Below are 25732 nucleotides of genomic sequence, written 5' to 3' on the forward strand. Positions count from 1 at the left end.
GCACGGCAATCGCCTTCATGAGCCGTCGAAGGGAGCCGCCAGTTCAACCTGCGAGTACATCATGGACATCCATTCTCAGGGACTGAGGGTTGCCGCATGCTTGATCGGCTGCACGGTTTTCTCTGTCGTTCTCTGCACCAAGGTTTTGCCGGACCCGGCTGATTGCCTCGCGCCAATCGAACAGCCTGACCTGCGGCGAAGCAGCAAGCTGGTACTGGGTTGGGTCGTGCTGGCCACGTTGAGCATCGTCGCCGGCCACCTGTTTGCCTACTACACATTAGGCTCGACGCCGACGTGTCGAGCTGCGGCGAAATAGCTGACATCAGCGCCCGGCTGCGTATGCGCCGTGGCCAGATATTGCGCAACCTGCAGCTATTCCCCAGCGTTCTTCCAGCACATGCGTACCCTCACTTAGCCGATCTTGATGATCGACATGTAGCCCTGCAGAGCTAGCGGCGTTTGGTTTTGCGTGCCGAGGACCTTGGCGAAGCCCATCCAGAGTGGGGAGTTGCTGTTCCAACTTCCCTGCACGCCGCCCACCCGCAGCATGCCGATCACGCCCGAAACCGGCGCAATGGTAATCGGCGCGTCTGGGTATTGCTGCACGGCATACTGGTAAATGCCTGGGTACTCGACGTTCTGGCCGGCGGCGAACGCCATCTGGACAGGAAGCTGGTAAGTGTCGGTGGTCAGCGCGAGGATCTTGGCGCTGCCGCTAACAAGGTAGACACCTGATGGGATGGTGATTGTGCCGTCATTGTTTGCGGTGTACTGAAAGCCATTGTAGCTTTGAACACCGATGCGGAAATCGAGCTGATACCAGTTGCCTTGGTCGATGCCGCGCCCGCCATTGGCTTGTGCGGAATGGCCCAGTTCGATCGCCAATACTGGTGACACCCCATGAGGAAGTGGTAGGTTCGTTAGCTGACTGCCGTCCACTGGAGGCAGCCGGCCTTGCGCATCGAGCACGATCACGTCGCCCGGGCCCGTGCCTTCCTGGGACTTCGGAATCGCGGCCTTGGCCGTGCTGGCGGTAGCTTGGAGCGGCGCAGCGAGTCCGCTGACCGCATCATTGAGCGCGGCAAGCATCGCGGAAAACTGTTCTTGTGGAGTCATCGCACATACACCTCAAAGTGAAGGAACACACAAGATGGAGGTGTCCTCTCACTGGGGCGAGCCCGGTTCCACGTACGCCCCACTGCACCACAACGACCGCGACGGCATAAAAGAAAAAAGCCCGGTCTCATCGAAGGACAGACCGGGCTCGCCAAGATTGCGATGGCAGTGCAACGTGCGACTTGCGTCAGGACGGCGCCGTACCGCTCGCGGGTTGCAAGGTTGCGTAGCAGGAAGCACGAAGACCGGAGCCTGGCCATCATCGGGCCGCAGCTCCGTCTGCTATGCATAGGATTGAGGTTGAGCTTGGATTCGCTACCCTCGCTCACAGGACATCGCCCGCGATACGCTACTCGCCCCAGCGACTGTCCACGTCACGCAATAAGTGGCCGGCAAGAATGTAGTCGCCCTGCGCAGTCGCCCTGGCTTCCAGCTTCGCCAGCTCGCCGGCTGGCAGCGCGTCCAAATCGAACTGGCAGTACAGGTTGCGTTGGCGAAACGTCAGCTTGGGGCGCGAGAGCCCAACCATCAAAGCGATCAGCGATTGGACGGCAACGCTTTCGTGGCCGCGAAACTCCACGCGAACCCCCACCTTCTGGCCCATGCGGCCCAATTCAACGGCGTCTTGCCAGCCGGTTTCGTAGTCGAGTTCGATGACTGCGATTCCGCTGGTGTCTAGCAATCGCAGCGCCTCTTCCCGCGTACCGGCACGCGCTGTTGTCATCCCATCCCCTACTCGATTCTCGAGCGGCTACAGACCGCACTTTGCTCTCGCCTCATTGTAGCTAGGGGTGGACCGGAGCCACCCAAACGCATCGGCACGCATAGCTCAGGGTTCCTCGTTGGAGTTTGATTCTTCCACACTCCGCCGCCCCAGAAGAAAGGTCAGTGAGAACAACGCGGTCGCCAGCCACACCCAGCACAGCTCCGACGCCATGCCCGTAAGGCCACGACTCCCCATGAACCGGGATACGCCGAGCGGCGACACTGCAATGGGTCTAAACGGAAAGAACCACCGATGTTCACTGAACGGCCACAAAAGCGCGACGCCCATCCCGCCATTGGTGCACGCATCGAGCAGCGGATGAGATAGCGCGGCGAGCCCAACAAAGATCGCGCTGCGCCAAGCGCTGGTATTGAGCCAACGATGCGCCAAAGCCGCTGATATCGCCAGAGCGAGCGCAAACACAATCGAGTGCGTGGCGCCACGATGACCAAAGACGTCTTGATAACGGATGCCGAGTTTGAACGCGGCGACATCGAGATCCGGCAGCATCGCCGCAACGGCACCCGCCAACAGAAGCCGGCCGCTGATGCGCCGGCGCCCTGCGGCCGCCCCGAGCATTAGAGGCACAGCAGCATGTGTGATGATGGATGGCACGGCTTCCCTTCCCCATTGACCAATCCTGATGATACAGACCGCAGGTCTGATTGCGCTTGGGGCTGGTTTTGCTATGCTCGCGCTCAGCGGATCAGCTTAAAACCGCCGATCCTTGATGGACCATTCCACTGCGACACAAATTCTCTATGGCAACCAAAGCAAAGACACCTGCAACGAAGGTCGCTCCCAAGAAGGCAGCGCCGGCGAAAAAAGCAGCGCCTGTAAAAAAGGCCGCCGCTGCGGCGCCCGTGAAACCGTTGAAGAGCGCCTTCACCAAGGCTGGTCTCATCACTCACCTGGCCGAACAAGCCGAAGTCGAAGCCAAGGCGGTCAAGGCCGTGCTGCAGCATTTGGAGCACACCATCGTGGGCGCGCTGCACAAGAAGGGCGCCGGTGAATTCACGCTGCCGGGGCTCTTCAAGGTGATGGCCGTGAAGGTACCGGCGACGAAAAAACGCTTCGGCAAGAATCCCTTTACGGGCCAGGAGCAGTGGTTCGAGGCCAAACCGGCCACCGTGCGCGTCAAGGTACGCGCCCTGAAGAAGGTCAAAGACGCCGCCCTGAACGGGTAACGCAGGAAAATGCAAAGGGAGCCTCGGCTCCCTTTTTTTGCATGCTAAATCTCGAACAAGGCACTACTGTCGAACCACCTGGCAGCGCGTTGCTTCGCCTTGCTGAACTTGAAGCCGCCGTCAACACCGCAACGTCACTGCTATCGCTGGCTGATGCACGTGCAATCTGGCGCGAATTGAACGCCGTTGCCCGAGCGCTCAAGCAAATCACTAGCCCATGACCGTCACAACGAAGTGCATCGCACTCTGGCTCGCCATCGGTGGTCTGATTTTCGGCCTGATAGCAGCGTGGTACTGGTTCAGGTCAACACGGGTACCAATCGATCCGCTGAATGGCGATCCCAACGCGATCATGCCGGCTGTGCCAGAACTCGGGCAGCTTGCATGGCTGGCGGCCCAGTTCCGCGCGAATCAAGAGGTCGGTCGCCTGAACACCATCGCAGCGAGTCTGACAGCTATCGCTGTCGTTCTTAGTACCGCTTCATCCGTCATCGGCATGCAGTGACGACTCCTTAGGGACACTCGACCAGGACCGCAATTGGTGCCCCCCACACTGCCAACGACCTCCTGACGCGTATCAAGGCTATGTGCGTTGGCAGGACAGCTTGCCAAAGGCTTCGACCAAGCACGAGCCTCGCGGAATGCAGATCCTGTTCGTCGACGTTCTGTCACCGCCCAAACGCCGCCCGCATAAACCGAAAGCGAAATAGCCGGGTATGCACGCCCAAACCAAAGTCCGGTTGATACCCGAAGAATCGCATCGCGGACATGGTCGTCGACGCTGCGGTGCAGGAGCATCGGGCGACACGTAAACTGGATATTAAATCGCCCTATCGACAAACAGGCGATCTCAGTTCAACGGAGGCACCGTAAGCAATGGCGGCAAGGTGTTTCAGATTGGCTATGATGACATCAAAGCTCGTCCGGACATGCAATCAACGCTTCGGGCTAGAGTCGGGCTATAAGGATGCCCATGCGACGTACGATCGCGACGGAAACAAAATCTGATCGACGATCGTCAAAGTGGGTCGCCTAACCAGACTTTTGTGCGATTTGGCCAGGGGCAGCCTGCGGTGACATACCAGCGTGTGTAGGCGGTTCTCCAGCTTGTCCTTGGCAAGGCTGCCCCAGTTACCAATCACGTGGTGAGGCTGCGGCCAGAGATTTCTTGCACTGTCCGGTGAGCCGCCAAATAACCGTGCGTGGTGACGGTCTGCATGCCATACACAACGTCTTGCACAGCCGCGCAAGCCTCTGCCACTATACCTGCCCGCTCACCTCAAGCTTCTCCGATGCCGATCTATAACGCGATTCAAAACCTCAAGAATATTGTCCCCATGAGCGAGGCCGGTGCTCAGCAATTCCTCGACACCTTGCCTGCCAACGTTCAGGAACAGCTCATCTGCGCGATCTACTTGGGCCGCGATCATCTGAACAAAACATCACTGCTCCCCGACGCCACGCTCAACCGTTCGTTGACAGACCACATCGACCGCGCGGAATACGCAAGCATCATCGACAAGAAAGGCAACGAAGCCGTCACCTACCTCGACAAGCTTGTTCAATGTGCACAAGCGTCGAAATTCGACCTCAACAGCCTTTGACCTAGAGAGCAGTAGAGACCGTCGCAGGCAATCTGCCCGCCGGTCTCACGCTTGCACGGATAGCGAGGGGCAGCGCATGGCATCCCCGCTACCTAGTGCAGTTCTTCGTGTTTGGACGCGACGCGCTTTACCGCACAGCCAATGAACATGTAGCGCTAGATCGAAGCGCGTCAGCCCAGTGCAATAGCTCCCGATAAGACGCCGGCATCGGCGCCTGGGCAGCACGATCGATCCAGCACGCCGTGGCGTGCACTGCGTCTTCACCTGCGCGACCAGCTCGTATGGTGCGCAAGCTTGCGACCATCTTTGCCGCGTCGGCCGGCGCCACGGTAAGACGCCAATAGCCTACGGCGAAGATATCTGCAAGAGCTTCGCGCCACAGGACCGTCGAATGCGCTTCGGTCGCCTTGAGGTAAGTCGCTATGGTGTTGACGCCCTTCGCATCACTCGGCGCCAGTGAACGCGTTCCTGCTGGCTTCCCTGTTCCTCCTGGGAGGTCCCGGTACTCGTCCAGGCAGTGCGCAAACTCATGCATCATCACCCCATGCGACCAGGAAACCATGTCTACATCAGGTGCAGGCGGAAAGTTCTCCGCCAAATGGCCACGGTACATGCTCATTCGACAATAGCCGGATACCAGTATCATTGACGCGATGGACGATCCAGGTAGGTTAGCGGTGGTGGAAGCCCAGCTTTCGTCGACATCCCCCAGCACAACGTCTATCCCGTAGTTCGACTTGGCAAACTGCTGCAACATCGGAAAGCCCTTGGGGTCTGCGAGGAATCGCTCCCGATCCGCCCGAAAGGCTCTGACCGAACTTTCCTTGACACCCATGCTAACGGCCGGCGCCAACAAGCAGATCGCGAAGACCAGGCACATTGAGCAGCCGAAGATTCCTACGGCCTGTCCAAAGCGCCCCATGACTGGATTTTGCTCGCGGTTTAGAAAGGGCCGACTCCATACCCAAAGCAGGGCACACGCGGCAATCATCAGCATGAGTCCAGGTGGGTACTCCAACCGCCGCGCGAGTTTGAGTCCGCTTACAGCCGTCGCTGAGATAGTCGGAATCCAAAGCAGCGGCAGGAGTACGTCGGTGACACCCAGTCCACTATCTCGGTAGTCCTCCAGCTTTGTGCGCACCAGTGCAATTGCTTCTGGGCCTGCTGCCCCACCTGTAGCCAGCCCAGCCAGGTATGCGTCGAGCTGTAGTCGCCATCCCTGCCGCTGCTGACATGCGCGCTTGTGCATCTTTGCCAGCCATTCCTTGTCTGCCGACGTCGCCGGCGCCACGGCTGCGATCAGCGCGAAGAGCGCATCGACCTTTCCCTGATGGCGCTTCGCCCCTGGCGTCGAAGCAACGATCTTGCGATATACCCTCTCAAGCATTCGAATCAACATTCACTCCAGATATTTTCCCAGCACCGTACGGGTAGTCACCGCCATCGCCCGCCTGGGTGAGCACGCGACTACCCGGCACGCCTATTTCCGTATGCGCCCCATGGTCAGCATGCGCGACTTGGCTGTCGGCTTCACGCGCGGCATCTGCTCATCTTTGGCGAAGTAGGCTAAGACGTAGTGTTCCAGCTTCGCCAACTGGTCAACTTCGCCTCGCTCCAGCGGATCAAGTGCCCACAATCCCTGCTCCTCCAATGCGCGCTTGTCCGGCCTCGAATTCGAACAGAACATCAAGCCCTGCCCGCCCGTGATACGCAACCAGCGTTGGTAAATCAAATTAGCCCACCGGTCAACGTCTCGCCCCTTGACTGCATCGAAGAGGAACAGCGCGTGCTGGTGATAGGCATGATGCCTGCCACCCATCTCCACCTTGCAAAGGTAGTTGACCAGACCGTCAAACAGTTCGGCATCAGCTCCACGTCGGTTTTCGAAGAAGGCCTCCCGATCCTGCAGTGCTGCGCGCACGTCAATGCGGGATCGATATTCAGCCACGCCATTGCGCGTCTTGGCTGTAGACGGAACCTGTACCCAGTCGCCAGTCGCCCCCAGTTCCCAGCCCATACGCGGCATGACATCCTGATCGACGACACCAGTCTGTGGATACAGTAAATCCACTCGAATCGGCAGTAGCCGAGAGCCCTTAAGAACGTCAGATCGAAACCAAGCGCTTATCGCGTCAGCCTGGTCCTCCAATCCCCGCCGCTTCCATTCCCATAGCTGCTTGCGAACCCCACGTGCAATCGCCTGGCTACGAAGGCACGCCACGAAATCGTTAAAGACCTCCGCAGCAAGCAAATCGCCCTCGTACAGCACATTCGGATCATCACCCAGCCTCCACTGACCAAACCGGTGCATGCGGTAGCAGTCGAAAAAGAGCTGGAAATCAGCCGTGTATGCGTAGTCAGGCCAGTACAGGTCCATCAACGTCCTGCACTGATCGAAATAGCTGGTGAGGTTTCTCAAACCTCGGGCAGCAACGTTACGGACAGCAACCTTTCGACCCCGATCACAGCGAATCTCGAACGGAATCTGGTCTCCCTCCAGCACGCTCGTGATGAAGTCCACAAGCTGCTGATAAAGCTCACTGTACTCCCCAAGCGCCCAATACCGTTGCGCATTACCAGCTACGCCGTACGCACCCATGCAAGCTGTGGGAGGGATTCCCCCTACTTCTTCATTACCCCTACCAAATCCACCGCTCATGTTCATCTCCTGTTTCGTTCTGTCAAGAGATGAATGAGTGATGTAATTTTTAATCTAGTAAACGCCACTAACGAATACCTACCTCACCGCTCACTCATGCGTTGCATGAGCGTGTGTGTAGGAGGAAGCTATGTCGTTTGAGTGGAGGATCTAAGTTGGTTGTAGGGGTAGGTTCTTGTTGTTCTATTCGTAGCGGTTGTTGATGATCTGTTCTTGGTTGTTTATGATGGTTGTTGATGGGGGTTATTGATGATGATTATTGGTTAATAAATACTGCAGACAATCTTAATATAGAAGCCGCAGGAATACGGAGGGGCGAGAGCGCTGGGGGTATCGAAACTTATGGGCAAAACATCTCGCGAATAGCGGGAATTGTCGTCTATTTGACGGCGCAGAGTTATCCCGAAAGAAGCGGGCCAAATCCGCTTACGCTTTCTCAGTCGGCGGGTCCTGCAAGGTAGCATGCGAATTGTGCGATTCCCGGTCCGGCACATTTCATAGGCGCCTCTCCACTCGCTACGATGGCTGAGAGAACCAAGGTGAAGACGATGGCTTCGGCAGAATGATGGCAGCCTCTCGCTGCCCTCAAGTTAGCGTCGAGGCTACGCGCAGGGCAAGATTGCCCCTACAATGTCATTTCATCCTTCTACATACCCTCACCAATAGGCAAGGCAGATGACGACGAGCCAGGAACTGGACGCCAAGGTAGCAGAACTCGAACGGCAACTAGAAGAAGCGAGAAAGGCTGCGGATGCTCAGCGATTACAGGAGAAAAATCTCATCATCGGCCAAATCAATGGGCTTATTGCTGAACACCACATTACCGCCCAGGAGCTTACGTTCCCAGGTGCGCCCAGGGGGAACAGAGTTCATCCCGCCAAAGCTCTGAAAGGGGCCGTCGGCAAGCCCAAATACCGGAACGCAGAGACTGGGGCGACTTGGACAGGTCACGGCAAACCGCCTGGCTGGATAGCCCGCTTCGATAAGAAAGGGCGAGAACAATTCTTGATTGAGAAATAGGCGAGAAAAGAGGTTCGCTACCGGGCCCGGTTGCAGGCGACAGCCGCCCGCATTACTCCCACCGCGATTTGAGTTCCGGCACGTATCTCGGGCGGCGCGGCCTTTGGTGCTTCGTGTCCGGGTGGTCCGATTTCGCACCACGGCCTGGTTTTCCCAAACCGCAACCGGTCAGCAGATCACTTTTGCCTAGTCTTCTGGATTTGTCCTTGACCAACGGCTTGCATAAGGTTGCCGAGGCCACCATCATGCTTACGACTTTCTGCAGCACGTCATACTCGCGCGTATTCCGCTCAACGAGTCCCACGAAGTCGGCATCCCAAAGCACCGGGGGTGGCTCACCTTCTTTGAGCCACCAAGACACCGGTGCCGGAATCAAGCTCTTTCCGTGCAACGCTTTGTGGAAACCCGCACCATCGGTCACAACTCTCCAGCACGTTCCAATGTGTTTGGCGATGGCATCCACCTCGCGACTACGCGTTGAGTCGAAGAACATGACCAAATCGTAGTGCAACGCAACACCTGTACCCTCGGCATTGCGCTGGCGAATCGTTGGCAATCGCTCATGCAAACCGAATTTCACGCGTTCGTGTAGAACCCAAAAGAATCCAACGGCACTGTCCAGCAATACGTCATTGCGACGATCGCCGATGAGGCAATTCCACGCCTTGCGCCGCTTCTCCCCGAAGAAATGGAGGCCATCACGTTCACGAATGGATAGCCGCACCGCAACGACGGTCAGTTGCCCGTGATGGGCCAGCAGCCCGTTAATCAGCGTGGTCACGCTTTGGATGCGCCGGCCTACGGTGTTTCTCTCCTTCGTGACCTTGTGCCGATACTCGCGGCTGCAAACCATGGCTGCGATGATATCTACAACGCGATTGAAACGTTGAGCCGCCGCACCCGCCAATTGCGTGATCGCCTTGCGCAAATCGACTGCCGTTACCCCATCGCGTAACGGAAATTCGGTGTCGGGGATATGCTCGAACTGGCTCCCATAGACCGCCAGAAGCGCTTGCCGTGCGGCTTCAATGCTGGCGCAATAGTTCAGTGCCCGATACTCAGGGTGGAAGAGTAAGCCGTAAAACGCCCGCAATATGGCATAGAACCTAAAGGCGCGGGCATTTTCACTAAGAAGCTTCTCCCGGCCGACATCTTCGAAGGGGATCTCTTCGCTCGGCCAGTCGACAAACGAAAACCTGGCGCTAGGGGCTCTAGGGTGTTGTGCAATCTCGGCAACCGCGAGATCGACCATTGCCAGCGTAATCTTCGGAGGCTGCTTCAGGTATTCCCGCTCTAGATCGCTGCGCGGTGTCTTGAGCATCTGAACGAATTCTTCCCAGCCTTGATCTTCAACGCTTTCGGCGTATTCGTACACGTTCCGAAACAAGATGCCGTTGCCGAAAGCCTTAGCTGTTCGCCCCATCCTCAACTCCTCATGCTAGTGGCGCGCGCTCAATCTAGAGCGGACACGTGACGCTGACGTATCGGCTCGGTCTGGTGAGGATAGGCGGCCAATATTCTTTTGTCTATCTCAATTTTCCATAAGTCTGGTGCGCATAAGTCTGTGACGTTGGCGAATGACCGGCCACCGGTGTGGCGGATTTGCACGGAAGGAAGTGGAGCAGCAGCGAAGTCCGACGAGCCTCGGGCGCTGAACTCTACGAAAGGGGGTGAAGAAGATGCCGCGCTAGGCTTTCGAGCGCGTCGGCGGCGTAGGCACCAGCGGCCAACCGCTGCCTAGCGCCGACTATTTGGACCAGCGTGCGGGTAAGGTGCAATAACGCCAGCCTCGTATGCTGCTTGTTGCTGTGTGTCTCGCCATTGCCAGGGTTTCCCATTCTGACGCTTGAAGGGCGTAAAACCGTCCACAAGCCGTCCCTCCCGGGCATATTTGTTCAGCGTATCGGGCAACAACCTGGTGAGCCCCGCGACTTCTGCCGTCGTGTAATAACCCCGCTGCTCCGCCGTCATGGGCGGGAGCTGACTTTCTCGGAGCCCCTGGCGCGTGGCTTTTGCCTCTTCCTGAGATACCGATTCCGTTTTCGGCGGGATGTCGGTAACAACCGGCCGAGCTGCGGCCGAGGGATTCACGCACTGACCATTCAGACTGGCCCGCAGCTCATTGAGTAGGCCGAAAGGCACAAGAGTCGGCAAGTGCAAGCCCACTGCATTCCCGATAATGAGAAGCCATCGCAACTCATTGAGCGATTCGGTGCTGAGTCGCCGCCGCACTTCAATCCATTGGGCTTCTCCCTCATTGTCGCTGCCGATATAGGCGGTCGATAGCATTGGGCGAAGTCGGCTCACCATATCGCACGGAGGCGCTGGTGCTCTGTTGCCCAACAGACGGAGATAGCCTCTGTAGAGCGATGGATCGGATTGCAGGTATTCGAGTGGATCGATGGGGGAGCAACTTGATGTTTCGCCCTGCAAATCACCAACCATTGAATCCCGGTTTTCTGGAATATAGCCGGCACACAACGCGGCCGTTTCTCTCGCCGTCCACGCCGGCTTGGCGAGCCATTTGGACAAAATCGGCTCGACTCGTTCGTAGAACGCCAGAAGATCCTTGGTGGTACCACTCTGTGAAAATTGCTTCATGAACCTAAGCCATCGCCCTGTAGCGGCGCCCTTCATATTCCAGACCATCATTACCGTGGGAATTCAAGTCGGCCAGATTGACCAGGTAACAAATGAGCCGTGAGAAGACTGTCTCTTTTCCCTTTTTGAGCGACCGAATACGAAGGACAAGGCTGGTGGTCAAATCCCTTTCCGCATTGCCCGCCGCCAATGGCACGATGGATCAAAAGCGCTCGTCAAACTGATTCCTCGCTTGAGTTCAGTCAGTCGTCGTTTTCTTCTGGCGCGGCATTGATCTCACCATTGAGCAGTGCCTTCACCTGCTCTACGGGCCAGTGTAGCCGCCCATTGGGAAGCTTCTTGGGGCGCACACCGTGATAGCTACCCGTCGCTGAATAACGCTTGTGCAGGGACTGCGGCTCAATGGCCAGAACAGCAGCGAACTCTTCCGTCGTCAGAAAATCCCGGTTCATCGGCACGGGCATCGGCGAACGGCGCGAGGATTTCTTCTTTTTTTCGCCGGCTGCATCGGCGGGCTCAATGGTGCCCAACTGATCCATGAGGACATCGACGGCTTTTGCGGTGCGGGTCGCATATTCGACAACCGGCAAGGGGATCATGTCGACCTGAGCGGCTTCGCGTCCATAGCCAAGAAGATTCCGATACAGCAGGAGCCACTCGGTCTCAATCGGCCAGTCCTCGCACCAGCGCAAGAACTCGTACGGAGAAAGCTCGGTCGGGGTGACCACGCCGTCTTTCTGATCGTCCTCGCAACGCCAACCCCATTTTTTCCAGATCTCGCTAGCCTCAAAGAGACGGCTGCCAGCAATCGTGCCGTCTAGTCCGGTGCCGCTGGAGGGAATCTCTGTGCAATTGGGAGGCGGATGGATGCCCGACAGGATCAGCGCCCCCTCAATAGGGGTCCAAGTCGGGCGCTCCAGGTATTGTCGCAGGACGGCATAAAGCTGCCTTGCGGCAGCAATACGTTCTTGTGGAGAGAGTTCGTCGGCCATCGTCGGTCCACTCGGGTTGCCGAGGACAAAGTGCGCCCGGCTCAACGGACTCTATTATGCGAGAGGACTCCCCATCCCATCCGTGGGCAGCCGGTGCCGATGAGCCTGCACGGCATCTGTCGCGTGTTCGCAACACTACTCAATCGCGGTCAACGGCTCCGTGAAGCGATGAATCTATGTGGATTGACATGGATTCGCGTTGACTCAAAACGCCTACACAGCGCCTACACGACACCTAGAAAGCAAAAAGCCCAGCCATGTAGGCTGGGCTAAGTGCTTGAATTTATTGGTGGCCTGGGGCGGAATCGAACCACCGACACGCGGATTTTCAATCCGCTGCTCTACCAACTGAGCTACCGGGCCAAGCAAAGAAAGGCAAGTATGGCAGGGTTGGTCCCCTGCCGTCAAGTGTCTTTGCGTACTTTGATGATCATGCCGTCGGTTCGCCTTTGTTGCGCGACAGCTCGACGCCCAGTTGTTTGAGCTTGCGATACAGGTGCGTGCGCTCCAGACCCGTCTTCTCCGCCACACGCGTCATGCTGCCGCCCTCGCGCTGCAGGTGGTATTCGAAGTAGGCGCGCTCGAACAAGTCGCGTGCTTCGCGCAGCGGCATGTCGAACGAAAACTGCATACCGCCACCCTCTGCGGCACGGGCGGGCGCGCCATTGAGGTCGGCGCGATCGGCGGTGATGGGCGCACCTGGCATCGCGGCATTGGGTGCCACACCAGCGATACCGGTTGCCGGTACAGCGGTCGGTGCAGCTGCACGCGGCTTTTCCTTGCCGCGCGACAAGCCCTGCTCCACGGCTGCCAGCAGCTTTTGCAGCGCGATCGGTTTCTCAAGGAAGTTGAGCGCGCCAATCTTGGTTGCCTCGACGGCGGTGTCGATGGTGGCGTGGCCCGACATCATGATGACGGGCATGGTCAGCAGGCCTTGCGATGCCCATTCCTTGAGCAGCGTCACGCCGTCGGTGTCGGGCATCCAGATATCGAGCAGGACGAGGTCGGGTGTTGCGTTCGCGCGGTATTCCCGCGCACGCTGCGCGTTCTCGGCGACTTCGACAACGTGTCCTTCGTCTCCGAGGATTTCGGAGAGCAACTCCCGGATACCCATTTCGTCGTCGACAACGAGGATGGTGGCCATGCTTTTCCTCTATGTGCGGCGGGATTGCCCACCAAGCTACGCGAGTTTTACGAACAGGATGGAAACCTGCGCGCCGATCGTGTCGGCGCCTGATGTTGTATCGGATTGGCGGTTGCGCAATTCAATGCGCGCCCCGTGCTCGTCCATGATCTTTTTCACCATGGCCAAGCCCAAACCCGTGCCCTTGGCTTTGGTGGTGACGTACGGCTCGAAGGCGCGGTTGAGGATGCGGGAAGAAAACCCGCCGCCGTTGTCCGCGATTACAAGCCGCACGGCCTGCCGCCGCGCGCCCGAGGCGTCGTCGTATTCTACCGTGTCAGTTTGCAACATGACACGCGGTGCGGGCCGCCCGGCACTTTCGTTCTCGGCCACCGCATCCTGCGCGTTCTGCAGCAGGTTGTGGATGACCTGGCGCAACTGCGTCGGGTCGCCCTTGATCAACGGCAGTCCTTCGCCCAACTTGACTTCGATGACCGGGTGATCGTGCTTGCCGGGGTGATCGATGCCGTACAGATGCAGCACCTCGGCGGCGAGCGCGTTGAGATCCAGCTCCTGGAGCATGGCCGGCGGCGTGCGGGCGTAGTCGCGGAAGTCATCCACCATGCGTTTCATGGCGGCGACCTGGTTGACGATGGTGGTGGCACCGCGACGCAGCACCTCGGCATCGGCATCGGTCAGCTTGGGCGAGAGCTTCATCTCCAGGCGTTCGGCCGAGAGCTGGATCGGCGTGAGTGGATTCTTGATTTCATGCGCCAACCGCCGCGCGACTTCGCCCCACGCCACCGAGCGCTGCGCAGAGATCACGTCGGAAATATCGTCGAACACCACCACGTAGCCGCGCTCGGTACCGTGCGCGCCGACCGATGGACCAGGCAGGCGTGTGCCGCGCACGAGCAGCGTAAGGGGTTCGTCTTCGTCTTCGAGCGGGATCTCGACCTGCTTTTGCCAGTGGGCCGTGGCACCGCCGGCGGCAGTGCTGGCGTCCTGTTCCGCGAATGCCTGTTCGACAACCGGGGCGAACGCCGCTACCGGCCCAATGCTGGTCAGCGCCTGCCCGACCCACGCCCCAAACGGTTGCTTGAAGATACGTTCGGCGCCAGGGTTGGCGGTCAGTAGTACGAAGCGATGGTCGAACACGAAGACGCCTGCGGTCAGGTTGGTCAGCACGCTCTCAAGATAGGCCTTGGATTGCTCGAGTGCCGCGCGATTCTGTTCGACCGCGCGGCGGGCATCGGCCAGCTGGCGCGTCATCTGGTTGAACTGCTGGGTGAGCACGCCGAGCTCGTCGCGCGTATGCAGTTCGCGCTTGGGCGAGAGATCGCCCTCGGCCACCTCCCGCGTGCCCTGCAGCAGCATTAGCAGCGGGCGTGCCAGCTGGGCGCCAAGCAGCAGCGCCAGCATCACGGCGATGAACACCGCCAGGAACAGCGTCAGCGTGAGCGTGCCGATGTACATCTTGCGCAAGCCGGTGCGGCCGAGCGCTTTTTCCTGGTACTCCTGATACGCGCGCTGGACGGCGTCGGCATTGCGCGCAAGGGCCTGCGGCACGGGTTGGACGAGCTGCAGGAAGCGCTCTTCGCGGCCGGAGTCGCCGGTCAGGCCGAAGCCGCGCGAGGCGCCATCCGTGCCGTCGCTCGGGCGATCGAGCAGGCCGGTACCGGCCCACTTGTGGGTGGGCGTACTCAGGCGCAACCCCGGCAGATCGCGCGCGGCTGTGCCAAGCGCCACCACTACGCGCAATTGATAGAGGTCATGGTGGCGGTTGTTCGTGCGTGCGCCGGATGCCGGGCCATTGTCGCCTTCGGTGTCGCCGCCGCCCTCCAGGCTGGCGTAGCCGCCTGGCGTGCGCGCTTGCTCCAGCACTGCCTGGTCCGGCAGGGTCGGCACGAGCGTGTCGTAGGTGTTGGATGCCGTGGCGACCACGCGTCCGCCGGCCGTGAAGACGGTGGCCTCCTGCACGCCAAACTGCTCGCGCAGGCGGTTGAGGGTGATGGCCGTGGCCGACGTAGAGCTATCGCCTAGCTGATCGGCAATCAGGCGCCCCTTGTTCTGCAGATCGGCCAGCGCGGCATCCATCGTGGAGCGGCCGAGGTTCAGGCCGGCTTCCAGTGCCGATTCCACCTTGATGTCGAACCACGATTCGATACTGCGCGACACGAATTGCAGCGACACGAGGTAGATCAGCACCCCCGGCAGCACGCCCACCACGCCAAAGAACACTGCCAGCTTGGTCATCAGCCGGGTGCCGAATTTGCCGCGCCGCGCGCGCAGCACCAGCGCCAGCATCAGCCCGCCGATGATGACCACCAGCAGCACCCCGATGACGAGGTTGACCTTGTAGAGCAGCGTGAAATACCGGTCGAAGAACTCGGTGTTGGCCGATGCCGCAGCCAGCAGGCCTACCAGCACGATCGCCAGAAAAACGATGGTGCCAGCCACCACCTGATAGAGCAGCCGCTTGTAGCTGCGATCGAAGATCATTTGGCGGGGGCCAGCAGCGAGGCTGCGTTGCCGGGGCCGGCACTCATGCCCCAGCCGGAATTGGATGACGTCCCCGACGAGGGTTGCGCGGACGCCGGTGTGCTGGCCGGCGGCGCGGCCGGTGCAGGTGCGGGCGGCGGTTCGTTCGGCACCAGCAGGCTGAAGCGCTTCCAGTCGGAGGCGAGGTTCCAGTCGCGCGTGTTGACGGCGTTGATCTGGAACGGCTTGGGCAACTGCGTGACGTCCAGGCGCATGCGCACTTCGGCCTGCACGGTTTCACCGGCCTTGACGGCGCGTTGCTCGAACACGCGCCAACCGCGCACGTGCTGCATGAAATCGACGGCGTCTTTCAGGCGCGAGAACGGGACCTGCAGGCCGCCGGTCGACACACGGTACTGCCGCGTGAGCGGGTGGTACGACAGGCGCACCACGCGCGTGGCACTCACCGCCTGTTCGTCAAACCAGTACCAGCGCGGGCGGATCAGCTCGAACTCCACCAAGAAGTACAGCGCGATGCCCTTGTTGACGGCATCTTCGAGGTTGCTGGGCAGATCGAAATCGAAATCGGCGGAGAGGTTCCAGCCGCCCTCGGCGTACTCCAGTTGGGCGCGGTTGACTTCGATGGTCTGTGCGGAGGACGCCAGCGGCCACAGCAGGCACAGCACGCCCAGCGCGCTGAGTGTGATCAGCCGATGCAGCATCTGCCGGAATCGGGCGGACATCAGCCGGAGCGATGGGCGGAGAGTGGCTGTCACAACGGTCGGTGCATCAAGGCCGTTTCTGGAACACTGCGTAAAAGAAGCCGTCGTGATCGAGCGGCAAGGATGAGGGGCCAGGGACGAAGCCATCAACCGGCGCCCCATCGGACAACACTGCGGACAAGGCCGCGGGCGAGGCTGGCAGCAACTGGCCGGGCGCGTGCAATCGTATCGCATCTTCCAGATGGCGTTCAAACCATCCGGCCTGCTGTTCGCCTTCCGTCGGGAAAATCGAACACGTGACATAAACCAACTTGCCACCGGGCGCCAGGCATGCCCATAGCGCGCGCACGATGTCGCGCTGCAGGGCCGCCAGCGCCTTGAGGTCGGCTGGACGACGCAGCCAGCGGATGTCCGGATGGCGGCGAACGATGCCGGCGGCCGAGCACGGTACGTCGGCCAGGATGCGGTCGAATGGGCGGCCATCCCACCACGTGTCAGGCCGGGCCGCATCGCCCACGCAAACGGTAGCGGTTTGACCGAGCCGGGCGAGGTTTTCGTTGATGCGGATGGCGCGGGTGGCATCCGATTCCAACGCAGTCACGTCCAGGTTGTCGGCGAGCTCCAACAGGTGGCCCGTCTTGCCGCCGGGCGCGGCGCAGGCGTCCAGAACGCGCTGGCCCGGCGCCACGTCGAGCAAGGCAGCCGCCAGTTGAGCGCCCGCGTCCTGCACGGAAACATCGCCTTCGGCAAAGCCCGGCAATTCGCTTACGGGGACGGCGCGCGCAAGGCGCACGGCCTGCTCGCCGATGCGCTCGGCATTGATGCCGGCTCCCGCCAGTCGCGCGAGGTAGGCGTCGATTGCAACGCGACGTGGGTTCACGCGCAGCACCATTGGCGGGCGACGGTTGCCGGCGGCGAGGATGCCTTGCCACGCGTCGGGATAGGCGCTGCGCACGGCGTCGATCCACCACTGCGGATAGTTGGTAGCGGCGACCGGGTCCGCTTGCATGGCCGCGACGAGTTCGCTCTGCTCACGCAGGAAACGCCGCAGCACGCCGTTGATCATGCCCTTGCCGTGCGCGAGCTTTGGGTCGGCCGAGGCCGCACGCACGGTCTGGTCGACCACGGTGAAGGGCGCGTACGGCGGCGGGCTGTCGAGCAACTGGGCGAGCGCGACGCGCAGCAGATTGGCGGCGCCTTCGGCGGGCGGGCGCGGGATCAGCGTGCGGATGAGCCAATCGGCGCTGCCGAGCCAACGCGTGGCGCGGTAGGCGAGGTCTTGCACGGCGCCACGTACCGGTGCCGGTTGGCCCTGGCACACGGCATCGATCGCCTGCGGCAGTGCCGTGCCTTGCCGCAACTTGCCCATCGCAACAGCTGCAAGCGATAGGGCATGGGCGAGGGAGTCGGGCGGCAGGCGCATCGGCGTAGAGGAATCAGGCAGGTGAAAAGCAACGAGCCCGCGATGGGCGGGCTCGTGCGGACTGCGGCAGTATAAAGGAAGCGCTTCGGCGCCCCGCGCTCAGGCCGGGTACTGCCCGGTTTGCGCCATGTGCATCAGGCGTGCAATGCGCTCTTCCGTGGCCGGGTGCGTGCTGAACAGGTTGGCCAAGCCACCGCCGTGCAGCGGGTTCATGATCATCATCTGCGCGGTGGCCGGGTGTGCCTCGGCGGCGGCGAATGGGATACCGGCGGCATAGCGGTGGATCTTGTCCAGCGCGGACGCCAGCGCCTGCGGGTCGCCGCTGATTTGGGCGCCGCCACGGTCGGCTTCAAATTCACGCGCGCGGGAGATCGCCATCTGGATCATCGCGGCCGCCAGGGGTGCGAGGATCGCCACCGCAATCCCGGCGATCGGGTTGGCCGGGCGGCCTTCGCTGTCGCGCCCACCGAAGAACACCGCAAAGTTGGCCAGCGCCGAAATTGCACCCGCCATGGTGGCCGAGATGGTGGAGATCAGGATGTCGCGGTGCTGCACGTGCGCCAGCTCGTGCGCCATCACGCCGCGCAATTCGCGCTCACTCAGGATGTTGAGGATGCCGGTGGTGGCTGCCACGGCGGCGTGCTCCGGGTTGCGGCCGGTGGCGAAGGCGTTGGGCTGGTCTTCTTGGATGAGGTAGACGCGTGGCATCGGCAGGCCGGCACGGCCCGCCAGCTCCTGCACCATCCGGTAGAACTGCGGCGCGCTGGTCTCGTTGACTTCCTGCGCGTTGTACATGCGCAGGACCATCTTGTCGGAGAACCAGTACGAGAAGAAATTCATGCCCAGCGCGAACAGCAGCGCCAGCATCATCCCGCTGCGTCCGCCGATCATGCCGCCGATGACGATGAACAGCGCGGTGATCGCTGCCATCAACATGAAGGTCTTGATCCAGTTGAACATGGGGGCGTGGCTCCTGTGAGTCTCGGGTTTATGAGTCTCTTAGATCGCGGTGATCGCCGAAAATTCAAGCATGTTGGCGATGCTTGCGCGATATTTCGCCGCAGTTGGCGCTTGAGTTCTTAGCGGGTGGTGAACGCCAGCCGCGCGCCCAGCCCAATGAAAGCGGTGCCGACCACACGGTCCAGCCAGCGCTTGATGCCGGGTTTGCCCGCCACGCGGCGCGTCACGCTGGCCGCGACCCACGCCACCAGGCTGTTCCACGCCGTCGACATCAGGATGAACACCGCGCCCAGCGCCAAGAACGCCGCGGCCTTGTGGCTGGCGTGCGGATCGACAAATTGCGGGAAGAAGGACAGGAAAAACAGCACGACCTTCGGATTCAGCACATTGGTGAGAAATCCCTGCATAAACAACGACTTGAGCGGTCGCGGGCGCTTGGCAATGGCCGCTTGTTCGGTCTCCGTATCGGCGGGGGTGTCATCGCGCTCAGGCGGCGCGAGCAGCATGCGGCCACCCAGGTAGATCAGATACGCCGCGCCCACCACTTTGATGACGGTGAACGCCACGGTGGATGCCGCCAGCAGCGCCGTCAGCCCGAACGCCACGGCCAAGACGTGCACGCAGCACCCGGCCGACATGCCCAACGACGACAGCAACCCCGCCGCGCGCCCCTGCGAAATGCTGCGCCCGACGATGTATGCCGTGTCTGGCCCCGGTGTCACATTCAACAGAAACACCGCCAGCATGAAGAGCGGCAGATTGACGATGCCCAGCGTAGTCATGGCGAAGTCCTCTCTACAGATTGGCGGAGCGACGGTTTATGCGCGAGAGTCGAAGCGCTGGCCCGGCTGGATCGCCAGCCCCTGCAGGAATTCCCGTGCGGGCAGGCGCTTGCCGCCCGGCTTCTGCAACTGTGTCACCCGCAGCGCACCGGCGCCGCAGGCGATGGTGACACCGTCGGCATTGGCGGCGAGCACCCTACCCGGTTCAGCGTCGGCTGGGCGATCGGCTAGGGCTTCCGCCTGCCAGAACTTGATCGTCACGCCATCGAGCACGGCCGATGCGCCCGGGAACGGATTGAACGCATGCACCTGGCGCAGCAGCGCGGCGGACTGGCGCGACCAATCGAGCGCGGCTTCGTCCTTGGCGATCTTCTCGGCGTAGGTGACGCCATCGGCCGGCTGCGGCGTGGCGGCGAGCTTGCCGTCCTGCGCCAGTTGGGTCAGCGCGTCCACCACCATGCGGCCGCCCAGCGCGGCCAACGTGTCGTGCAACGTGCCGGTGGTGTCGGTCAGGCCGATGGGCACGCGCTCCATCGAGATCATGTCGCCGGTATCCAGGCCCGCATCCATCTGCATGAGCGTGATGCCCGATTCGGCATCGCCGGCTTCAATGGCGCGGTGGATGGGCGCGGCGCCACGCCAGCGCGGCAGCAGCGAGGCGTGGATGTTAATGCAGCCAAAGCGTGGCAGTTCCAGCACGTCCTGCGGCAGGATCAGGCCGTAGGCAGCTACGACCATCACGTCGGGGCGCTGCGCGGCCAGCGCGTCGATGGCCTGGGCGGCTTCCTGCGGGTACTTGCCAGCGCGCCGCAGCGACGGCGGTTGCAGGATCGGGCCGAGGTCGTGCGACATGGCGTACTGCTTGACTGGGCTCGCTTGCAACTGCATACCGCGCCCCGCCGGGCGATCCGGCTGGCTGAGTACGGCAACGATGGGAAAACCGGCCTGGTGGATCGCCGCCAAGGCGATCTGCGCGAATTCAGGCGTGCCGGCAAACGCTACGCGAAGGGTGGACGTCATGGAGTGGAGAAACAGAAAAGCGCCACGGACAAGCGTAGCGCATCGGGCTTAACGGTGGCCGCGTTGGGGGGTGTCGGTCAGCGGGACGATGGGCTCGGGTGTGGGGAGCGCCTCTGTCATGCTGCTGCCGCGCCGCTGGAACAGCGAGAAGGTTTCGTTGGTATCGCCAGGGCGGCTGCCGCGCCACACCATCTCCCAGTCAGGGCCCTTGGGGCTGCGGCGGTGTTCGGCGGATTTGTCCAGCACCAGCATCAGATCGCAGGTGCGCGCGGCCGGGTTCGGGCGATGCGCTTCACCGGCGCCGCTGTGGCCCAGCAGCCACTTCACAGGGCGCACGCCAGTTTCGTAGTGCATCAGCGCGCGTTCGCTTTCGCCCATGCCGCGCGTGGCCACGCAGATCTGCGCAGACTGGAGCACCGGCTTGATCGCCTGGAACAGCGGGCGGTAGCTGCGTGCATCGTCCACCCACGGCATCAGCAGTGTGCCGAGCAGGCCCCACACCATGCCCAGCCCCGCCGCCCATGCCACGACGCCAGAACGCGCCGGCCGCAGCCAGACGCAGACGGCCCACAGCATCGTGATGCCCAGGGCCGACAGCACGGCGATAGGGTGGATCAGCATGTCGTAGGGCAGCGGAAGCACGCGGCCCAGCATCTTGGCCAGCCAGCCTGGCAGCAAGGCTCCGCCACCCGAGACCAGCGCGGTCCAGACGGCCCACACCACCAGCCCAAGCACGCTGAAGAGTGCCACCGAGGCGCTCCACGCGCGTGCACGCCACGCCGGCGGCACCAGCAACAGCATCGGCGCGCCCAACAGCGCCAGGGCGGGCTGCAGCGGCATCAGATACACATCGCGCAAGACGGCGGACCGCAGCACCACGGCAATCGTCACGAGCACGAACAGCGCCACGACCAGGTGCCCCTGATACGGCAACAGCCACGCCATGCGCGCACCACGTCCGCGTTGCCGTGCGAGCTTGTAGAGCGACACGCTCAGCACTGCCAGTGCCGGCCACACCGCGGGCGTACCGGTCAGGAAGATCGAGCGGATCGTCGTCGTGATCGAGCCGTTTTCGCCACCCAGGTGCGAGAAGCCAAAGAAGCGGCCCAGGTTGTTGACCCAGAACCATTCGATAAACAGGTCCGGCGACGCGCGCCAGAAAATGACCGGCCAGATCAGCAGCCAAGGCAACGCCACCAGTAGCGAGAGACCGTAGAAGCGCCACGCCTGGCGGCTACGGAAGTCCGGCAGCAACGCAATCGCCGCCAACACGCTCAGGGCGAACAGCCCCGGCACGAGCACGCCCTTGCCGAGGAACGCCACGCCGATACCGGTGCCGAACCACAACGCCGGGCGCAGCACGTTGACGCCGTCTGCACCGCCGGTCTCGCTCTCTTTGACAAAGCGCACGAGGCCATACAGCGCCATCGCCGTGCCCGCCAGTTGCGGCACATCGGCAATGAACTTGTGGACGTGCTCCACCAGCCCGATGCACCCGGCAAACAGCAGCAGCGCACCCAGGGCGTAGTCCCGCAGCGCAGCGCCGCCGGCATCCAGACCGGCTTCGCGGCGTGCGGCCAGCGTGAGGCCGGGTCGTCCGCGTGTCAGATCGGCGCCGATGCGCAGGCGCCAGTCACGCGCTTCCGTGCGCAGCAGGCGCCCTGTGCGCCAGACCGCCCAGCATGTCAGCGCCATCCAGAACAGCACCGCCACGCGCACGGCTTCGTGCGGCGGCATATCCGGCAGGGCCAGCGCGGCCAGCGCGCCGGTCCAGTACATCAACGGCGGCTTTTCGACGAATGGCTCGAAGGCGACGTTCGGAATGACCCAGTCGCCGCGCTCGATGATGTTGAGCACCACGCCGAACGAATACGGCTCATCCGCCTTCCACGGCGCGCGCCAGAACGTGCCCGCTACAAAGTACGCGCACAGCATCAGCACGACGACACTGCGCCAATGCCGGACCAACAGTGTCGACAGGCGGCGCGTGCGGGTATTCGCGCTGGCGTCGGCGGGGGCGGTTGGCGGCATCAGCAGGACGGGACCGGCTTGCGCGTCGGCGTCGGCAGACATGAAGGGTGGGTCAACGTTGATGCGCCACGTCGCGCTGGTGCTTCTTGAGCTTGGAGCGGATGCGCGTCTGCTTGAGCGGCGAGAGGTATTCGACAAACACCTTGCCCATCAGGTGATCCATCTCATGCTGAATGCACACGGCCAGCAGGCCGTCGGCGTCGAGCTCGTAGGTCTCGCCCTTTTCATTGAGGGCACGCACGCGCACACGGTCCGGGCGCTCCACCTTGTCGTAGATGTCGGGCACCGAGAGGCAGCCCTCGTCCCACACCTTGTGCTCATCACTTGCCCAGACAATCTCCGGGTTGATGAACACGAGCAGCGCGTCGCGCGACTCCGAGACGTCAATGGTGATCACGCGCTCATGCACGTCGACCTGCGTGGCGGCCAGGCCCACGCCCGGTGCCTCGTACATGGTCTCGGCCATGTCGGCTACAAGTTTGCGGATGCGGTCGTCCACGACGGCCACCGGTTTGGCCACTTTATGCAGCCGCGGATCAGGGTATTGCAGGATATTCAGTAGGGCCATGATGCTTGGCAACAACGGTTGCGGAAGGCCACGCCAACGAGGGGTTGCCTTCAATTGCGGTCGTTTGGAATGTCATGCAGAATCGGGGGCGCTATCCGCCACATGGCTTAGGACAAAGCCTGACGAATGTTTGATGCCTTACCCCTCCAGCTCCGACGCAGAACGCGTCGTAGCAGCGGCGGTCAGGCGTCGGACAGGCACGCGGACCACTCGCCGATTCTTCAAAGAATAATGCGCCATCGTAACACACCGATGCTCTTCAAGTTCGCCACGCAATCTGCCACGAAAGCGCGCCAGCCTTACGTTTGCGCCCTGTCGGCAGTTGCCGCGGCAGCGCTGTTCTGTACGGGCGCCGCACACGCCGCTGAGCGTACTGTGTCTCCCGAACAACAGGCGCAGGCAAGCGCGGCTGCGCAGGCGGGGATCCCCGAGTCAGAGCTCGCTGCCAGCGCGCCCGCGCAATACACCGTGCGCCGTGGCGACACGCTGTGGGCGATCTCCGGCAAATACCTCAAGCGGCCCTATCGGTGGCCCGAGCTCTGGGGCATGAACCGCGAGCAGATCCGTAACCCGCACCTGATCTATCCGGGGCAGGTTCTGTATCTGCACCACGCGAACGGCCGCGCGTGGCTGTCGAGCTCGCCGGCTTCGGCGGACGGCAGCACGGTGCGCTTGTCGCCGCACACCCGCGTGTCGGGTCAGGATGGCGACGCCATCTCCAGCATCCCCTCGGCTGCGATCGAGCCTTTCCTCACGCAGCCCATCGTCGTCGATGAGAAAACGCTGGCCACGCCGGCGCGTATCTTTGAACTGCCCGAGAGCCGCGTTTATCTGGGCAAGGGCGAAACCGCCTACGCACGTGGCTTGCCGGGCGATGACAGCGGCGCGCCAGGTGCCGAGTGGCAAGCCTATCGTCCGGTCAAACCGCTGAAAGACCCGGTCACCGGCCGCGTGCTGGGCTACGAAGCGGATTTCCTCGGCACGCTGCGCGTAGTGCGCGCCGCCACGGGCCCGCAAGCCGTGACCAAGATGGAGGTGCTGTCCTCCAAGGAAGAGATGGGTGTCGGCACGCAACTGATGCCGTTGCCGCCGCGCGTGCCCGTGCGCTATGTGCCACACGCGCCGGAGGGTAACGTGCACGGCGTGGTCGCCAAGGTAACGGGCGGCGTGCGCTTTGGCGGTGCGGATCAAGTGGTCGTGCTGAACATCGGCAGCCAACAGGGGCTGGAGCCGGGGCATGTGCTGGCGCTTTCGCGTGCGGGTGGCGTGGTCAAGGACCCGACTGCCGGCAACGAGCGCGTGCAGTTGCCGGAAGAGCGCTATGGGCTGGCATTCGTGTTCCGCGTGTTCCCGCACGTGGCCTATGCGCTGGTGACGGACGCCTCGAACACCGTGGAAGTTGGCGACGCCGTCAACAACCCCATGACGCAACCCTGATCGCCCAGATCGTTCATCCTGCAGTCCTGATTTGACCGATGCATCACAGGTCGCGGCGCACGCCGCGGCCGATTCCACCGATTCCCTCTCTTGCACACGCGATTCCGTAGAGCTGGCCGCGTGGCTGCGTCTGACTGAAACCCCAGGTGTTGGCCCGGTGGCTGCGCGGCAGTTGCTGGCAGCCTTCGGGTTGCCACAAGACATCTTCGCCCAGCCGTATGCGACGCTCGCCAAGGTGCTGCCCGAGCGGCAGGCGCGTGCGCTGCTGGCCGAGCCGGACGCAGCGCTGGCCGACCTCATCGCCCGCACCGTGGCGTGGGTGAACGAGCCCGGCAATGCCATCTTCACGTTGGCTGATCGTGGTTATCCACCCCGGCTGCTCGAACTGCCGGATCCGCCGACGCTGCTCTACGTCAAGGGCGATGCGGCGTTGCTGCGTGCCGCGGCAGTGGGTGTGGTGGGCGCGCGCAGCGCTACGGCGGCCGGTATCGACAATGCGCGAGCGTTTGCGCAGGCCCTGTCTGCCGCCAGCGTGACGGTGGTTTCTGGCCTGGCGCTTGGCATCGATGCCGCCGCACACGAGGGCGGCTTGGCCGGGCCGGGCAGCACCATCGCGGTCGTCGGCACGGGGTTGGATATTGTCTACCCGGCGCGCAATCGCGCGTTGGCGCACCGCATTGCCGAAGCCGGCGTCATCATCTCTGAATACCCGCTAGGCATGGGTGCGCGCGCGGAGAACTTCCCGCGCCGCAATCGACTGATTTCTGGGCTTGCGCGCGGGCTGCTGGTGGTGGAAGCCGCTGCGCAATCCGGTTCGCTCATCACCGCGCGGTTGGCAGCTGAGCAGGGGCGCGATGTGTTTGCGATCCCCGGGTCGATCCATTCGCCGCTAGCCAAGGGGTGCCACCTGTTGATCAAGCAGGGCGCCAAGCTGGTGGAAACTGCCGCCGATATCCTCGATGAACTGGGCTGGGGGCGAGCGGCCGCGCCCAAGTCGCGCGCCCAGCGCGCCGCGCCGGCTGCGGATGCCGTTGTGGAGCCGGCACCGGCTGCCCGTCCAGCGCCAACGGCTGCCGAAACCACGCTGCTCGATGCGCTCGGCTTCGACCCCGTCGACCTGGACACCTTGTGCGAGCGCACCGGCCAGGCGGCAGCAGCACTGTCAGCCCAGCTTCTGGCACTGGAACTGGACGGCCGCATCGAGCGCCAGCCCGGCGGGCGCTTCCTGCGGCTCCCGTAA

The 25732-nt window shown here is 62.2% G+C and carries 24 protein-coding genes and 1 tRNA gene; 7 read left to right on the plus strand and 18 right to left on the minus strand.

Features of this window, described 5'->3' with window-relative positions:
* The first annotated feature begins 61 nt into the window (after window positions 1-61).
* Complete coding sequence (locus ACS7SF_RS10020; RefSeq protein ID WP_439889650.1) at window positions 62-316, plus strand: hypothetical protein; 255 nt, start codon at window positions 62-64, stop codon at window positions 314-316.
* A gap of 95 nt (window positions 317-411) precedes the next feature.
* Here the strand turns inward: ACS7SF_RS10020 and ACS7SF_RS10025 are convergent, their stop codons facing one another.
* The 3 genes from ACS7SF_RS10025 to ACS7SF_RS10035 form a co-directional block, all read right to left on the minus strand.
* On the minus strand, window positions 412-1116 hold the full coding sequence (locus ACS7SF_RS10025) for a hypothetical protein (RefSeq protein ID WP_439889651.1): 705 nt from the start codon (window positions 1114-1116) through the stop codon (window positions 412-414).
* A 349-nt stretch (window positions 1117-1465) separates the two neighbouring features.
* Entirely contained in the window at window positions 1466-1840 is a 375-nt protein-coding gene (locus ACS7SF_RS10030) for a PHA-granule associated protein 4 (RefSeq protein ID WP_439889652.1), read from the minus strand.
* A gap of 105 nt (window positions 1841-1945) precedes the next feature.
* Entirely contained in the window at window positions 1946-2497 is a 552-nt protein-coding gene (locus tag ACS7SF_RS10035; RefSeq protein ID WP_439889653.1) for a metal-dependent hydrolase, read from the minus strand.
* A gap of 146 nt (window positions 2498-2643) precedes the next feature.
* Here ACS7SF_RS10035 and ACS7SF_RS10040 point away from each other — a divergent pair, with 146 nt between their 5' ends.
* The 3 genes from ACS7SF_RS10040 (at window position 2644) to ACS7SF_RS10050 (ending at window position 4673) form a co-directional block, all read left to right on the plus strand.
* Window positions 2644-3069, plus strand: coding sequence for an HU family DNA-binding protein (locus ACS7SF_RS10040; protein ID WP_439889654.1), 426 nt, complete (start codon window positions 2644-2646; stop codon window positions 3067-3069).
* 217 nt (window positions 3070-3286) lie between these two features.
* Window positions 3287-3574, plus strand: a complete 288-nt coding sequence (locus ACS7SF_RS10045) for a hypothetical protein (RefSeq protein ID WP_439889655.1) — start codon at window positions 3287-3289, stop codon at window positions 3572-3574.
* A 787-nt stretch (window positions 3575-4361) separates the two neighbouring features.
* On the plus strand, window positions 4362-4673 hold the full coding sequence (locus ACS7SF_RS10050; protein ID WP_439889656.1) for a hypothetical protein: 312 nt from the start codon (window positions 4362-4364) through the stop codon (window positions 4671-4673).
* Window positions 4674-4800: 127 nt separating this feature from the next.
* Here ACS7SF_RS10050 and ACS7SF_RS10055 read toward each other — a convergent pair whose 3' ends face one another.
* Window positions 4801-6072 carry a hypothetical protein gene (locus ACS7SF_RS10055; RefSeq protein ID WP_439889657.1) on the minus strand — a complete coding sequence of 424 codons (1272 nt, stop codon included), beginning with the start codon at window positions 6070-6072 and terminating at the stop codon, window positions 4801-4803.
* 81 nt (window positions 6073-6153) lie between these two features.
* Window positions 6154-7332 (minus strand): hypothetical protein, encoded by a 1179-nt coding sequence (locus tag ACS7SF_RS10060; RefSeq protein ID WP_439889658.1) that lies wholly within the window; start codon window positions 7330-7332, stop codon window positions 6154-6156.
* Window positions 7333-8007: 675 nt separating this feature from the next.
* On the opposite strand from ACS7SF_RS10060, the gene ACS7SF_RS10065 reads away from it, so the two are divergent.
* The gene (locus ACS7SF_RS10065) at window positions 8008-8352 is read left to right on the plus strand and encodes an H-NS histone family protein (RefSeq protein WP_439889659.1); all 345 of its coding nucleotides are present in this window, start codon (window positions 8008-8010) and stop codon (window positions 8350-8352) included.
* A 52-nt stretch (window positions 8353-8404) separates the two neighbouring features.
* Here ACS7SF_RS10065 and ACS7SF_RS10070 read toward each other — a convergent pair whose 3' ends face one another.
* The 13 genes from ACS7SF_RS10070 to def form a co-directional block, all read right to left on the minus strand.
* A complete protein-coding gene (locus ACS7SF_RS10070) occupies window positions 8405-9775 on the minus strand; it encodes a hypothetical protein (RefSeq protein WP_439889660.1) in 1371 nt (456 codons plus the stop codon).
* A gap of 314 nt (window positions 9776-10089) precedes the next feature.
* The gene (locus tag ACS7SF_RS10075) at window positions 10090-10953 is read right to left on the minus strand and encodes a hypothetical protein (protein WP_439889661.1); all 864 of its coding nucleotides are present in this window, start codon (window positions 10951-10953) and stop codon (window positions 10090-10092) included.
* A gap of 242 nt (window positions 10954-11195) precedes the next feature.
* Entirely contained in the window at window positions 11196-11945 is a 750-nt protein-coding gene (locus ACS7SF_RS10080) for a hypothetical protein (RefSeq protein ID WP_439889662.1), read from the minus strand.
* Window positions 11946-12232: 287 nt separating this feature from the next.
* Window positions 12233-12308, minus strand: a tRNA-Phe gene (locus tag ACS7SF_RS10085).
* 67 nt (window positions 12309-12375) lie between these two features.
* Window positions 12376-13089, minus strand: a complete 714-nt coding sequence (locus ACS7SF_RS10090) for a response regulator (protein ID WP_439889663.1) — start codon at window positions 13087-13089, stop codon at window positions 12376-12378.
* A gap of 36 nt (window positions 13090-13125) precedes the next feature.
* Window positions 13126-15570 (minus strand): sensor histidine kinase, encoded by a 2445-nt coding sequence (locus ACS7SF_RS10095; protein WP_439889664.1) that lies wholly within the window; start codon window positions 15568-15570, stop codon window positions 13126-13128.
* Window positions 15567-16325, minus strand: a complete 759-nt coding sequence (locus ACS7SF_RS10100; RefSeq protein ID WP_439889665.1) for a DUF4390 domain-containing protein — start codon at window positions 16323-16325, stop codon at window positions 15567-15569. Before ACS7SF_RS10100 ends, ACS7SF_RS10095 begins: the two co-directional genes overlap by 4 nt.
* 13 nt (window positions 16326-16338) lie before the next feature.
* Entirely contained in the window at window positions 16339-17694 is a 1356-nt protein-coding gene (gene rsmB / locus ACS7SF_RS10105) for a 16S rRNA (cytosine(967)-C(5))-methyltransferase RsmB (RefSeq protein ID WP_439889666.1), read from the minus strand.
* Window positions 17695-17793: 99 nt separating this feature from the next.
* Window positions 17794-18654 (minus strand): zinc metalloprotease HtpX, encoded by an 861-nt coding sequence (gene htpX / locus ACS7SF_RS10110; protein WP_439889667.1) that lies wholly within the window; start codon window positions 18652-18654, stop codon window positions 17794-17796.
* 119 nt (window positions 18655-18773) lie between these two features.
* Window positions 18774-19436, minus strand: coding sequence for a LysE family translocator (locus ACS7SF_RS10115; protein WP_439889668.1), 663 nt, complete (start codon window positions 19434-19436; stop codon window positions 18774-18776).
* 36 nt (window positions 19437-19472) lie between these two features.
* A complete protein-coding gene (gene fmt / locus ACS7SF_RS10120) occupies window positions 19473-20456 on the minus strand; it encodes a methionyl-tRNA formyltransferase (RefSeq protein WP_439889669.1) in 984 nt (327 codons plus the stop codon).
* A 48-nt stretch (window positions 20457-20504) separates the two neighbouring features.
* Entirely contained in the window at window positions 20505-22529 is a 2025-nt protein-coding gene (locus ACS7SF_RS10125; RefSeq protein ID WP_439889670.1) for an ArnT family glycosyltransferase, read from the minus strand.
* 10 nt (window positions 22530-22539) lie between these two features.
* Window positions 22540-23055, minus strand: a complete 516-nt coding sequence (gene def, locus ACS7SF_RS10130) for a peptide deformylase (protein WP_439889671.1) — start codon at window positions 23053-23055, stop codon at window positions 22540-22542.
* A gap of 252 nt (window positions 23056-23307) precedes the next feature.
* Between def and ACS7SF_RS10135 the strand changes: the two genes are divergently transcribed.
* Window positions 23308-24492: a LysM peptidoglycan-binding domain-containing protein gene (locus ACS7SF_RS10135; protein WP_439892738.1), complete on the plus strand. Its 1185-nt coding sequence runs from the start codon at window positions 23308-23310 to the stop codon at window positions 24490-24492.
* A gap of 31 nt (window positions 24493-24523) precedes the next feature.
* Window positions 24524-25732 carry a DNA-processing protein DprA gene (gene dprA, locus ACS7SF_RS10140; protein WP_439889672.1) on the plus strand — a complete coding sequence of 403 codons (1209 nt, stop codon included), beginning with the start codon at window positions 24524-24526 and terminating at the stop codon, window positions 25730-25732.

Source organism: Ralstonia sp. 25C (genome assembly GCF_051904805.1).
In the GTDB taxonomy this organism is placed as follows: Bacteria; Pseudomonadota; Gammaproteobacteria; order Burkholderiales; family Burkholderiaceae; genus Ralstonia.

What these genes read in the sequence shown, in the direction of transcription:
- ACS7SF_RS10020 (WP_439889650.1), top strand. Translation starts at nt 62, where the DNA reads ATGGACATCCATTCTCAGGGACTGAGGGTTGCCGCATGCTTGATCGGC.
- ACS7SF_RS10025 (WP_439889651.1), bottom strand. Translation starts at nt 1,116, where the DNA reads ATGACTCCACAAGAACAGTTTTCCGCGATGCTTGCCGCGCTCAATGAT.
- ACS7SF_RS10030 (WP_439889652.1), bottom strand. Translation starts at nt 1,840, where the DNA reads ATGACAACAGCGCGTGCCGGTACGCGGGAAGAGGCGCTGCGATTGCTA.
- ACS7SF_RS10040 (WP_439889654.1), top strand. Translation starts at nt 2,644, where the DNA reads ATGGCAACCAAAGCAAAGACACCTGCAACGAAGGTCGCTCCCAAGAAG.
- ACS7SF_RS10045 (WP_439889655.1), top strand. Translation starts at nt 3,287, where the DNA reads ATGACCGTCACAACGAAGTGCATCGCACTCTGGCTCGCCATCGGTGGT.
- ACS7SF_RS10050 (WP_439889656.1), top strand. Translation starts at nt 4,362, where the DNA reads ATGCCGATCTATAACGCGATTCAAAACCTCAAGAATATTGTCCCCATG.
- ACS7SF_RS10055 (WP_439889657.1), bottom strand. Translation starts at nt 6,072, where the DNA reads ATGTTGATTCGAATGCTTGAGAGGGTATATCGCAAGATCGTTGCTTCG.
- ACS7SF_RS10060 (WP_439889658.1), bottom strand. Translation starts at nt 7,332, where the DNA reads ATGAGCGGTGGATTTGGTAGGGGTAATGAAGAAGTAGGGGGAATCCCT.
- ACS7SF_RS10065 (WP_439889659.1), top strand. Translation starts at nt 8,008, where the DNA reads ATGACGACGAGCCAGGAACTGGACGCCAAGGTAGCAGAACTCGAACGG.
- ACS7SF_RS10070 (WP_439889660.1), bottom strand. Translation starts at nt 9,775, where the DNA reads ATGGGGCGAACAGCTAAGGCTTTCGGCAACGGCATCTTGTTTCGGAAC.
- ACS7SF_RS10075 (WP_439889661.1), bottom strand. Translation starts at nt 10,953, where the DNA reads ATGAAGCAATTTTCACAGAGTGGTACCACCAAGGATCTTCTGGCGTTC.
- ACS7SF_RS10080 (WP_439889662.1), bottom strand. Translation starts at nt 11,945, where the DNA reads ATGGCCGACGAACTCTCTCCACAAGAACGTATTGCTGCCGCAAGGCAG.
- ACS7SF_RS10090 (WP_439889663.1), bottom strand. Translation starts at nt 13,089, where the DNA reads ATGGCCACCATCCTCGTTGTCGACGACGAAATGGGTATCCGGGAGTTG.
- ACS7SF_RS10095 (WP_439889664.1), bottom strand. Translation starts at nt 15,570, where the DNA reads ATGATCTTCGATCGCAGCTACAAGCGGCTGCTCTATCAGGTGGTGGCT.
- rsmB (WP_439889666.1), bottom strand. Translation starts at nt 17,694, where the DNA reads ATGCGCCTGCCGCCCGACTCCCTCGCCCATGCCCTATCGCTTGCAGCT.
- htpX (WP_439889667.1), bottom strand. Translation starts at nt 18,654, where the DNA reads ATGTTCAACTGGATCAAGACCTTCATGTTGATGGCAGCGATCACCGCG.
- ACS7SF_RS10115 (WP_439889668.1), bottom strand. Translation starts at nt 19,436, where the DNA reads ATGACTACGCTGGGCATCGTCAATCTGCCGCTCTTCATGCTGGCGGTG.
- fmt (WP_439889669.1), bottom strand. Translation starts at nt 20,456, where the DNA reads ATGACGTCCACCCTTCGCGTAGCGTTTGCCGGCACGCCTGAATTCGCG.
- ACS7SF_RS10125 (WP_439889670.1), bottom strand. Translation starts at nt 22,529, where the DNA reads ATGTCTGCCGACGCCGACGCGCAAGCCGGTCCCGTCCTGCTGATGCCG.
- def (WP_439889671.1), bottom strand. Translation starts at nt 23,055, where the DNA reads ATGGCCCTACTGAATATCCTGCAATACCCTGATCCGCGGCTGCATAAA.
- ACS7SF_RS10135 (WP_439892738.1), top strand. Translation starts at nt 23,308, where the DNA reads ATGCTCTTCAAGTTCGCCACGCAATCTGCCACGAAAGCGCGCCAGCCT.